The following is an 11219-nucleotide window of genomic DNA, read 5'->3' as shown; positions in this document are numbered from 1 at the left end:
CAGGCGATCGACCTTGGCCGGCAGGGTTTCGAGATCGGCAAGGTCCATCACGCGGATCGCACGACGGCCGACCTTGTCTTCATAGGCCGGGCCGATGCCGCGGCGGGTGGTGCCGATCTTGGTGCCGCTGTTGGAGGCAGCGTCTTCGCGGAAGCCGTCGAGTTCGCGGTGCAGCGAAAGAATGAGCGTGGCGTTGTCGGCAACGCGCAGGTTCTCCGGGGTGATCGTCACGCCCTGCTTGCCGAGCTTGTCGATTTCAGCGATCAGCGCATGCGGGTCGATGACCACGCCGTTGCCGATGACGGCGAGCTTGCCGGGACGCACGACGCCGGACGGAAGCAGCGACAGCTTGTAGCTGACGCCGTCGATCACCAGGGTATGGCCGGCGTTGTGACCGCCCTGAAAGCGCACGACGATATCCGCGCGTTCCGAGAGCCAATCTACAATCTTGCCTTTGCCTTCATCACCCCACTGGGATCCGACCACCACGACATTCGTCATAATTCTCTTCCTGTTGACGCGCGCAAGTAGGGTTGCGCTGTTCTCAAAACCCGCGCATCTATACTGTGTTGTCACCGGGAAAGCGACCCCGTTATGACGGGCGTTCCGCCCTTTTTGCATGACAAGCGCTGGATTTAGCGCCTATATCTTGCGTCTCTCCCGCCCTTGCGGCAATCAATCCCCGTCATCCCAGCAGGTTGCAGCATCGTGAATTCCAGGGCTTATTTCTATCTCTGCGTCACCGCACTCTTCTGGGGCGGCAATTCGGTCGCCGGAAAAATGGCCGTCGGGCATGTCAGTCCGATGATGCTCACCACCCTTCGCTGGGTGTTTGCGCTTCTCATCATCCTGGTGCTAATGACGCCGCAGATCCGCCGCGATTGGCAGAAGATCAAGCAGCATTGGCTGCAGCTGCTGGCCTATGGCGTCATCGGTTTCACCACCTTCAACGCCCTGCTCTATTCTGCGCTGAAATATACCAGCGCGATCAACGCGGTCATCCTGCAGGCCGGCATCCCCATGCTGATCTTCCTGTTCAATTTCATGCTGTTTCGAACCCGCGCCTCGATCGCACAGGTGATCGGCTTCACCGTGACGCTGATCGGCGTGCTGATCACCGCCGCGCACGGCGACATCGCCAGCCTGCTGCAACTGGAGTTCAACTTCGGCGACGCCCTGATGATCGCCGCCTGCATCGTTTACGCCGCCTATACCGTGGCACTGCGCTGGAAGCCCACGATGCATTGGCAGAGTTTCATCGCCGCACCCGCCTTCGGCGCCCTGCTCAGCGCCATTCCACTGCTCTTCTGGGAGATCGGCAACGGCACGGCGATCTTTCCTGACACGACCGGCTGGATCATCGTGCTCTACGCCGCCATCTTCCCGTCATTGATGTCGCAGGTGCTCTATGTCCGCGGCGTCGAGATGATCGGCGCCAACCGTGCCGGGCTCTTCATCAATGCCATCCCGGTCTTCGGCACGCTGCTGTCGGTCATGCTGGTCGGCGAGACCTTCCACACCTTCCATTTCATCGCCCTGCTGCTTGTTCTCGGCGGCATCGCCATTGCCGAGAAGGGCCGCCCGAAACACTAATACCAACCCGCACGGATATTGACCTCTTCCGGCCGAGCCGGCGCTCTTTCAGGCGAGCAACCGCTCCATGTAGAGCGCATCCTCGCCGTAGCTTGCAAGCTTGCTTGCCAGCCGCTTGTCCATGCGGACGGAAAACCCCTGCCGCTCCCAGAAGCCGCGCGAACCGTTGACCGACACCAGCGACATCGAGTGGTAGCCTTCCGACCGGGCGATAACGGCGAGCAGCGGCACGACGTTGCCCCCTGCCCCGGATCCGCGGGTCTCAGGCAAAAGCGCCAGATCGTGAATGTACCAGGTGTCGGCGGTTTCTGGGATCTCGCCCAGCACCGCGTTCAGCGAAGGCGGCGCACGGCGGAGCCAGGGATGGCTCAAGACATAGCCTTGGGCGACGCCGCCGACCTCCAGCATGAAGCAGCCCTCGGGGCTCAATTCCAGCCGATCGGCAAGCACGTGATCGTCCTCGGGGAATGCCTCGTGAACCACCAGCTGGATTTCGGAGACCGAAACGAGATCGGGAAGGCTGGCCTCGCGCCAGCGGAATGCCTGTCGTGTCATTGCCGTCATCAATGTTTCAAACCGAAAGAACGCACCGGCTTGTCCGATGCGTTCCTGGTCGTTCTCGAATTCAATCATCTGCCCGCCTTGGCGAGCCGGCCATTCGCTGGCGCATGGGTCACAAAATCATGGCCGATTTGCGCCCTTCAGCCTTGCGCACCAGGCGGTGCGCAAGGCTGCTGCATCCATGATCAATCGATGTTGAACACCAGCGGTTTTGCCTGGCGGATCGCGCCGTTGGCGCGCAGCTTGTCGAGCACGTCATCGGAAACCGGGCCGTCGACATAGAGCAACGCGATGGCGTCGCCGGCTTCCTTCTCGCGACCAAGCTGGAAGTTGGCGATGTTGACGCCGGCATCGCCGAGGGTCATGCCGATGAAGCCGATCATGCCGGGTACGTCGGTGTTGGTGATGTAGACCATGTGGCTGCCGACATCCGCATCAAGGTTGATGCCCTTGATCTGGATAAAGCGCGGCTTGCCGTCGGAGAACACCGTACCGGCGACCGAGCGGGTCTGGTTGGCGGTCTTGACCGTCAGCTTGATGTAGCCGTCGAAGACGCCGGTCTTGTCACGCTTGACCTCGGAAAGAATGACGCCCTTTTCCTTGATCATGATCGGAGCCGAAACCATGTTGACATCGGCCACCTGCGGCCGGATGAGACCGGCGAGCACGGCACTGGTCAACGCCTTGGTGTTCATCGCTGCGGTCGCGCCATCGTAGAGGATCTCGATTTCCTTGATCGCGCTTTCCGTCACCTGGCCGACGAAGGCGCCAAGCACGTCGGCAAGCCGGATGAAGGGCTTGAGGATCGGGGCTTCTTCGGCGGTGATCGAGGGCATGTTGATGGCGTTGGAAACGGCACCCTTGACGAGATAGTCCGACATCTGTTCGGCGACCTGCAGGGCGACGTTTTCCTGTGCTTCCGTGGTCGACGCACCGAGATGCGGCGTGCAGACGACGTTCGCCAGGCCGAAGAGCGGGCTTTCCGTCGCAGGCTCGACCTCGAACACGTCAAAGCCGGCGCCGGCAACGTGGCCGGACTTGATCGCGTCGGCCAGCGCCTTCTCGTCGACGAGGCCGCCGCGGGCGCAGTTGATGATGCGCACGCCCGGCTTGGTCTTGGCCAGAGCTTCGGCATTGAGGATGCTGCGGGTCTTGTCCGTCAGCGGCACGTGCAGGGTGATGAAGTCGGCCTGGGCCAGCAGCTCGTCGAGCTCGACCTTGGTGACGCCCATTTCTTCGGCGCGCTCCTTCGACAGGAACGGGTCATAGGCAAGCACATGCATCTTGAGGCCGATGGCGCGCGAGCAGACGATCGAGCCGATGTTGCCGGCGCCGATGACGCCAAGCGTCTTGCCGGTGATTTCGACACCCATGAAGCGGGACTTCTCCCACTTGCCGGCCTGCGTCGAGGTGTCGGCGGCCGGAAGCTGGCGGGCAACGGCAAAAAGCAGCGCGATGGCGTGTTCGGCCGTGGTGATCGAATTGCCGAAGGGCGTGTTCATGACAATGATACCGCGGCGCGAAGCGGCCGGAATATCGACATTGTCGACGCCGATGCCGGCACGGCCAATGACCTTGAGATTGGTCGCAGCGGCGATCAGCTTCTCGGTCGCCTTGGTGGCCGAGCGAATGGCAAGACCGTCATAGTTGCCGATGATTTCGGCGAGCTTGTCCTTGTCCTTGCCGAGCTTCGGCTGGAAATCGACTTCAACGCCGCGGTCGCGGAAGATCTGGACGGCGGTTTCCGACAGTTCGTCGGATACGAGAACGCGAGGTGCCATGATGGCCTCCTTGAGAAGATCAGGTCTGAACGGGAATGCGGTACAAGGGCTTCGCTCCCCCATCGGGAGCGAAGCAAACGCTTGGGTTAGGCCGCTGCCAGCGACAGCGTCGCCTTCTGGGTCTCAAAAGCCCAGGTCAGCCACGGCATCAGAGCTGCCATGTCGGATGCCTCAATCGTGGCACCGGCCCAAATTCTGAGACCGGACGGTGCATCGCGATAATGGCCGATGTCGAACGCGACACCTTCTTTTTCGAGCAGGGCGACAACGCCCTTGGCAAAGGCTGCCTGTCCATCCGCATCCAGTGCGGCGACGTCCGTGTCGACGATCTTCAGGCAGACCGACGTATTGGAGCGGGTTTCGTCCTTGACCGCCAGATTGGCGATCCAGCCGTTGGCTGCAACGAAGTCGAAGATCACCTTGGCATTGGCGTCGGCACGCGCCATCAGGCCCTTGAGCCCACCGACCTTCTCAGCCCAGACGAGCGCATCGATGTAGTCTTCGACGCAGAGCATCGAAGGCGTGTTGATGGTCTCGCCGGTGAAGATGCCTTCGATCAGCTTGCCGCCGGAGGTCATGCGGAAGATCTTCGGCAGCGGCCAGGCCGGCACATAGGTCAGCAGGCGTTCGACGGCACGCGGCGAAAGAATGATGACGCCGTGTGCGCCCTCGCCGCCCAGAACCTTCTGCCAGGAGAAGGTGACGACATCGAGCTTGGCGAAATCGAGGTTCTGCGCAAAGGCGGCAGACGTCGCGTCGCAAATGGTCAGGCCCTTGCGGTCGGCCGGAATGAAGTCGGCATTCGGAACGCGCACACCCGAGGTCGTGCCGTTCCAGGTGAAGACGACGTCACGATCGAAATCGACCTTGGAGAGATCGGGAAGTTCGCCGTAACCGGCTTCGAACTTGCGTACATCGGCGAGCTTCAGCTGCTTGACCACATCGGTCACCCAGCCGGCGCCAAAGCTTTCCCAGGCGACCATGTCGACGCCACGCTGGCCGAGCATCGACCAGAGCGCCATTTCGACGGCGCCGGTATCGGAAGCGGGCACGATGCCGATGCGGTAATCGGCCGGCACGTCAAGAATGTCACGGGTAAGATCGATGGCCTGCTTGAGCTTCGTCTTGCCGACCTTGGCGCGGTGCGAACGACCGAGCGGAGCGTCGGAGAGAGCATCGAGCGACCAACCGGGGCGCTTCGAGCAAGGGCCAGAAGAAAAATGGGTGTTGTTCGGACGGATGTCCGGCTTGGCAGGCTTCGTCATGTGCTATCCTTCCAGATAGATAGCCCTTCGTTGGGGAAGGGTGTCCCGCCGTCGGAAATATTGCGGGTCCGGAAGGAAGTCAAGCGACTTGTGTCGCAATCGAGAATATTTATGGCGTCGCAGGCAATATCAGCAAAGATGAGGCTGCGCCTGCCGACCGAATGTTACCAGAACGAGAAGCGCAGGCCGGCTCTGATCTCGTGACGGGAAAGTCCATCGTCGAAACCCTTTGCCCCGCTCGCACCCGCCAGTGCCTCGGCACCGAAGCCGAACATCTCGCCGTCGCCGATATGCGAGTAACGGTAGCCGACATCGAGCTTCAGACGATCGCTGAGGTCGTAGGAGACGCCGGTCATCAGCGCATAGGTGAAGCGCCAGCTGTCGCGACCGTCAAATGAGGTTGTGGCCGGAGCGCCGGCACAGGCGCCGCCGCCGGCAACGCAGCTCTCACTGGCAAAGGCGGTATTCCAACGCAGATTGGTCGCGCCGATACCGGCGCCGAGATAGGGCGTGAAGCCGGCGAGCGTTCCGAAATCGACATAGGCGTTCGCCATCAGGCCCAGCGCGGAAAAATCCGCCGTCGCGGCAAAGGCGCAGGACGTGCCGGCACCCTGCCCCGCGCAGGGGCTTGCGGTCAGCGACGAGCCGTCGAAACGACCCTCGAAATAATCGACCGTGAGGTCAGCGCGGAAAGTGTCGGTGATCTGGTAGCCGAGGCCGATGGTGCCCGAAAGCGGTTTATCGAAGCGTGCACCGTCGAACGGAATATTGCTGTAACCGGTCCCCTGATCGAAGGTGCGGTAGCTAGGATCGCCTTCGTCGCGCCAGCCGGCGTAACCGATGTCGCCGCGCAGGTAGAGGCCGCTGCTGCCGGTTGCTTCCTGGGCAATCGTGATTTCGGGGGCGTCGATCAGGGTCTCGTCTGCGGCAACTGCCGGACCGGAAAGCAACAGGCCGACACCGAACGCGGCTCCGCAGATCCCGTTTCGCCATTCCATGCCCATGCCCTTTCGCTGCCATTGCCGTCGCCGAATAGGATCCACCCACCAGCTGCTTCGTTCAGCGTTAACTATTGCAGACGGAGGTTAACTCGCGGTTAACCATGCCCGTTGGGATTTGGGCAAAGCTTTGGGCGAAACGACAAAGGCCGCCCCGGGGGCGGCCTTCATGATTTCAGCGTCATATGTCTTACTTGTAGACGATCGGCTCCGGCTCGTAGGGAACTTCGCAGACATTGCCGAAGGAGTAGCGCAGACCAGCGCGTGCCTCGTGGATGTAGAAACCCTCGTCGAAGCCCGGGCCGCCGCCGTTGTTGTAGCCGAACATGTCGCCATCATCGACCTGGCGGAAGCGGTAGCCAACGTCTGCCTTGAGATTGCAGGTCAGGTCGATCGCAGTACCGGCCATGAGCGCGTAGGTGAAGCGCCAATCGCTCTCGCCACCGTGATCCGTCGTCGGGTCGCAATCTGCCGGATTGCTGACACTGCAGCTGGTGTTGCGCAGTCCGTCCCATTTCACGTGCGTGGCACCGATACCGGCACCGACATAGGGGGTGAAGGCGCCGTAGGTGCCGATGTCGACATAGGCGTTGGCCATCAAGCTCCAGGCGGAAACCGAGCTTGTGTCACTTGACACGCAGGGACCCGCGACGATCCCGCAGCCGCCCAAGGTCGAGCCGTTGAAGTCGCCACCGCCCCAGTAGTCGAGCGTGACGTCGGTGCGCAGATAGTTGTTGAACTGGTAACCGACACCGCCGCCAATGACCCAGGAGTCATCGATATCGGCCGAGGCGAACTCAGCGATAGAGCCGCCCGGGCCTCCCTGGTAGTAATTCGCGCCGCGCAGGTCGTTCCAGGCGTAGCCGACGTCGCCGCGCAGATACCAGCCGCTGGTCTGGATCACTGGCTCGACGATAGGCGCTTCGACAGGCGGTTGGTAAATGTCGGCAGCAAAAGCTGCCGTGCCGCTGAGCAAGACTGCAACAACGCCACTCAAAATTCTCTTCATGGCCCACTCCAATACATTCGGTTGCTTGGTGCACCATGAAAGTGGTGTCCAAATCCTGACGTTGGTTATGGATAATGAGGGGGAAAGGTTAAACTCCGATTAACTACAAACGTTTACCGTGTGCATTAAGGAACGTTAATACTCCGGGCTGCGGCAACTTGTTCTTTGGCGAGCAAAGAAAAGGCCGGTGATTGTCACCGGCCCTGGAGGAAACTTCTGAAGGTACGCTTTTAAGCAGCGTTACGCGCGCTGCCGATGACATTGATCAGCCCGTCGACGATCCGCTCGACCTGGCCGCGGTCATCGCCCTCGGCCATGACCCGGATCAAAGGCTCTGTACCCGACGGACGGATCAGCAGGCGGCCGGACTTGGCAAGCTCGGCTTCCGCATCGGCAATCGCCTGGCGCACGGCTGCATCCTCGAGCGGCTTGCCGGCGGACACGCGCACATTCTTCAAGACCTGTGGCACCGGCTCGAAACGGTGGCAGACCTCGCTCACCGGCTTGCCCAGGCGCTTGACGACCGCAAGGATCTGCAGGGCGGCCACGAGACCGTCACCGGTCGTGCCGAAGTCCGACAGCACGATGTGGCCGGACTGCTCGCCACCGACATTCAGGCCGTCCTGGCGCATCTGCTCGACAACGTAGCGGTCGCCGACCTTGGTGCGGCGCAGCTCGATACCACGGCCCTTGAGGTAACGCTCCAGCCCCAGGTTGGACATGACGGTTGCGGCGATCGCGCCGCCACGCAGCGTGCCATCCTCGGCCCAGCTGTCGGCGATAACAGCCATCAGTTGGTCGCCATCGATCACAGTGCCGTTCTCATCGACGATCAGAACCCGGTCGGCGTCGCCATCAAGCGCGATACCGATGTCGGCGCGCACCTCATGCACCTTCCTGGAAAGGGCCGCCGGATGGGTCGAGCCGCAATCGAGGTTGATATTGACACCATTCGGCTCGGTCCCGATCGACACCACCTCGGCGCCGAGTTCCCAAAGCGCCTGGGGTGCAACCTTGTAGGCGGCGCCGTTGGCGCAATCGATGGCGATCCGCAGGCCCTGAAGGGTGACGTCGCGCGGCAGGGTGCGCTTGGCGTGTTCGAGATAACGATAAATGTCGCCGTCGACGCGCTTGGCGCGGCCGATGTCTTCCGCCTTGGCGAGCTGGCCGGACAGATCCTGATCGAGCAGCGCTTCGATCTTGGCTTCGATATCGTCGGAGAGCTTATAGCCATCAGGGCCGAACAGCTTGATGCCGTTGTCCTGGAACGGATTGTGCGACGCGGAAATCATCACACCGATATCAGCGCGCAGCGAGCGCGTCAGCATGGCAACGCCGGGGGTCGGGATCGGTCCGAGCAGGAACACGTCGAGACCCGCAGCCGTAAAACCGGCAACCATGGCGTTTTCAAGCATATAGCCGGAGAGGCGCGTGTCCTTGCCGATCACCACCCGGTGGCGATGGGCGCCATTGCGGAAGATCGTACCGACTGCAATGCCGACCCGCATGGCGAGATCCGGCGTCATTGGAAAGATATTGGACTGACCGCGGATACCGTCCGTGCCGAAATACTTGCGCTTCATAAGAACTCCATCGTTCTGCTGGGTCAATGCAGGCTTTGCCTGCTTCACCTGTCTGCGTGCTCCGCGACTGGGTTTCATTGACCAGACCTCATATCATTCCGGCTGTTGCCGTGGCCCCCGCGACATTGATGCCGAAGCAAAGGCCGAGAGTATTTCGTTTCTTCTTTGACACAAAACCAATGCAAACGGCAGCGACGATAGCATCAGAAATCATTACAACGCGTTACCAAGTGCAATCCTGCACGTACAGCGCCGCGCGTCTTATTGGACGCGCAAAGGTCGCTGTAGCACTTTGAATTACTGCATGTTTTTATCCTTAAATCGAATGCGATTTAAGGAAAACGTGCAGTAGCAACAAAAAGCCGCCGCACCCTCCGGCGCGGCGGCTTCTGAGTTAAGCGTCTGAAACCAAAACCGCTATTGCGGCTGCGGCTCGAACCCACCTTCGGATTCTTCGCCCTTGTTACCCGACGAACCCTCTTTCTTCACGCCAGCGGAAGGCACGGCGGAGCCGCGATGCGGCGGGGTGTCGTCGCCGAGGTCGCGCGCCGGCTTTTCGCCGCGGATCAGCGCCTTGATCTCTTCGCCGGTCAGGGTTTCGTACTCGAGCAGCCCTTCCGCCAAAGCCACGAACTCGTGGTTCTTGTCGGTGAGGATCTTGCGGGCGGTCTCGTAGGCCTCATCGATCAGACGACGGATTTCGTTGTCGATCTTCTGAGCGGTCGCTTCCGAAACGTTCTTCTGCTGCGCAACGGAGTGACCAAGGAAGACTTCCTGCTGGTTCTCGCCGTAGGAAACCTGGCCGAGCTGGTCGGAGAAGCCCCACTGCGTCACCATCGCTCGAGCAAGCTTGGTTGCCTGCTCGATGTCGGATGAAGCGCCGGAGGTGATGTTCTCCTTGCCAAAAGTCAGTTCTTCGGCGACGCGTCCGCCCATCATGATGGCGAGCCGCGAGACCATCCACTTGTAGCTCATGGAATAGCGGTCGCCTTCCGGCAGCTGCATCACCATGCCAAGCGCTCGTCCACGCGGAATGATAGTCGCCTTGTGCAGCGGATCGGCCGAGGGAACGTTGAGCGCCAGGATTGCGTGTCCGGCTTCGTGGTAGGCGGTCAGCTTCTTTTCGGCTTCGGTCATGGCGGAGGAGCGGCGCTCCGCACCCATCATGATCTTGTCCTTGGCGTCTTCGAACTCGAGCATGGTGACGACGCGCTTGTTGCGGCGCGCGGCCATCAGGGCAGCTTCGTTGACGAGGTTCATCAGGTCGGCACCGGAAAAGCCGGGCGTGCCGCGGGCCAGAACCTTGAGGTCGACATTCGGCGCCAGCGGCACGTTGCGAACGTGCACCTTGAGGATGCGTTCGCGGCCGTTGATATCCGGGTTCGGCACCACGACCTGGCGGTCGAAACGGCCCGGGCGCAGAAGGGCCGGATCGAGAACGTCGGGACGGTTGGTCGCCGCGATCAGGATGATGCCTTCATTGGCCTCAAAGCCGTCCATCTCGACCAGCAACTGGTTCAGCGTCTGCTCGCGTTCGTCGTTGCCGCCGCCGAGACCGGCGCCGCGATGGCGACCGACGGCGTCGATTTCGTCGATGAAGATGATGCAGGGCGCATTCTTCTTGGCCTGTTCGAACATGTCGCGCACACGGCTTGCGCCGACGCCGACGAACATTTCGACGAAGTCCGAACCGGAGATGGTGAAGAAGGGAACGTTGGCTTCACCTGCGACCGAGCGGGCAAGCAGCGTCTTACCGGTACCGGGAGGGCCGACGAGCAGCACGCCGCGCGGAATACGTCCGCCGAGCCGCTGGAACTTCTGCGGGTCGCGCAGGAATTCGACGATTTCTTCCAGATCCTGCTTGGCTTCATCGACACCGGCAACGTCGTCAAAGGTGACGCGGCCATGCGCTTCCGTCAGAAGCTTGGCCTTGGATTTGCCAAAGCCCATGGCGCCTCGCGAACCGCCCTGCATCTGACGCATGAAGAACAGCCAGACGCCGAGGATCAAAAGCATTGGCAGCAGCGTGCCGATATAGCTCAGGAACCCGGAGGAGCCATCGGTTTCCGGACGAACGGTTACCGTCACGTCCTTGGCTTCCAGACGCTCGGTGAGCGCGGTGTCAACCGAAGGTGCATAAGTCTGGAACGTCGCGCCGCTTTCAGAATAGCTGCCGATGACCTTGGAGCCGGTGATCACGACTTCCTTGACGCGGCTCGCATCGACGTCCTTGAGGAACTGCGAGAACGGAATCTCGCGCGAGCCGGTGCGCTCGGTCGGTTGCTGAAACATGCTAAACAGCGCGATCAGCAAAAGCGCTATGATTGCCCAAAGGGCAAAATTACGAAAATTAGGGTTCATCGAACTCCCCGGAACCTGTCACGACCCGCACATTTCGCCGGGCCGCTTTCTTGCCCCTAACATAGGGT

General features: G+C 61.2%; 9 protein-coding genes. 1 reads left to right on the top strand and 8 read right to left on the bottom strand.

Annotated features, from left to right (window positions below; all coding sequences use genetic code 11):
- A partial coding sequence (locus C6558_RS23165) for an adenylosuccinate synthetase (protein WP_199197043.1) occupies positions 1-501 on the bottom strand: 501 nt, incomplete at its 3' end.
- A 207-nt stretch (positions 502-708) separates the two neighbouring features.
- On the opposite strand from C6558_RS23165, the gene C6558_RS23160 reads away from it, so the two are divergent.
- Complete coding sequence (locus C6558_RS23160) at positions 709-1593, top strand: DMT family transporter (protein WP_057206595.1); 885 nt, start codon at positions 709-711, stop codon at positions 1591-1593.
- A gap of 48 nt (positions 1594-1641) precedes the next feature.
- Here the strand turns inward: C6558_RS23160 and C6558_RS23155 are convergent, their stop codons facing one another.
- The 7 genes from C6558_RS23155 to ftsH form a co-directional block, all read right to left on the bottom strand.
- Entirely contained in the window at positions 1642-2226 is a 585-nt protein-coding gene (locus C6558_RS23155) for a GNAT family N-acetyltransferase (protein WP_234907901.1), read from the bottom strand.
- 113 nt (positions 2227-2339) lie between these two features.
- Positions 2340-3935 carry a phosphoglycerate dehydrogenase gene (gene serA, locus C6558_RS23150; protein ID WP_057217916.1) on the bottom strand — a complete coding sequence of 532 codons (1596 nt, stop codon included), beginning with the start codon at positions 3933-3935 and terminating at the stop codon, positions 2340-2342.
- A gap of 86 nt (positions 3936-4021) precedes the next feature.
- Positions 4022-5200 carry a phosphoserine transaminase gene (locus C6558_RS23145; protein WP_057206599.1) on the bottom strand — a complete coding sequence of 393 codons (1179 nt, stop codon included), beginning with the start codon at positions 5198-5200 and terminating at the stop codon, positions 4022-4024.
- 164 nt (positions 5201-5364) lie between these two features.
- Positions 5365-6198, bottom strand: a complete 834-nt coding sequence (locus C6558_RS23140) for an outer membrane protein (RefSeq protein WP_057206644.1) — start codon at positions 6196-6198, stop codon at positions 5365-5367.
- A 190-nt stretch (positions 6199-6388) separates the two neighbouring features.
- Positions 6389-7207, bottom strand: a complete 819-nt coding sequence (locus tag C6558_RS23135; RefSeq protein WP_057206601.1) for an outer membrane protein — start codon at positions 7205-7207, stop codon at positions 6389-6391.
- 230 nt (positions 7208-7437) lie between these two features.
- On the bottom strand, positions 7438-8790 hold the full coding sequence (gene glmM, locus C6558_RS23130; RefSeq protein WP_025424723.1) for a phosphoglucosamine mutase: 1353 nt from the start codon (positions 8788-8790) through the stop codon (positions 7438-7440).
- Between the two features lie 417 nt (positions 8791-9207).
- The gene (gene ftsH, locus C6558_RS23125; protein WP_025424724.1) at positions 9208-11151 is read right to left on the bottom strand and encodes an ATP-dependent zinc metalloprotease FtsH; all 1944 of its coding nucleotides are present in this window, start codon (positions 11149-11151) and stop codon (positions 9208-9210) included.
- Positions 11152-11219 lie beyond the last annotated feature (68 nt).

It is taken from the genome of Ensifer sp. NM-2 (assembly GCF_003024455.1).
Classification (GTDB): Bacteria; Pseudomonadota; Alphaproteobacteria; order Rhizobiales; family Rhizobiaceae; genus Ensifer; species Ensifer canadensis.
This window is presented reverse-complemented; position numbering and strand designations above follow the sequence as displayed.

Coding starts and splice junctions, on each gene's coding strand:
- C6558_RS23155 (WP_234907901.1), bottom strand. CDS start 2,226: ATGATTGAATTCGAGAACGACCAGGAACGCATCGGACAAGCCGGTGCG.
- serA (WP_057217916.1), bottom strand. CDS start 3,935: ATGGCACCTCGCGTTCTCGTATCCGACGAACTGTCGGAAACCGCCGTC.
- C6558_RS23145 (WP_057206599.1), bottom strand. CDS start 5,200: ATGACGAAGCCTGCCAAGCCGGACATCCGTCCGAACAACACCCATTTT.
- C6558_RS23140 (WP_057206644.1), bottom strand. CDS start 6,198: ATGGAATGGCGAAACGGGATCTGCGGAGCCGCGTTCGGTGTCGGCCTG.
- C6558_RS23135 (WP_057206601.1), bottom strand. CDS start 7,207: ATGAAGAGAATTTTGAGTGGCGTTGTTGCAGTCTTGCTCAGCGGCACG.
- glmM (WP_025424723.1), bottom strand. CDS start 8,790: ATGAAGCGCAAGTATTTCGGCACGGACGGTATCCGCGGTCAGTCCAAT.
- ftsH (WP_025424724.1), bottom strand. CDS start 11,151: ATGAACCCTAATTTTCGTAATTTTGCCCTTTGGGCAATCATAGCGCTT.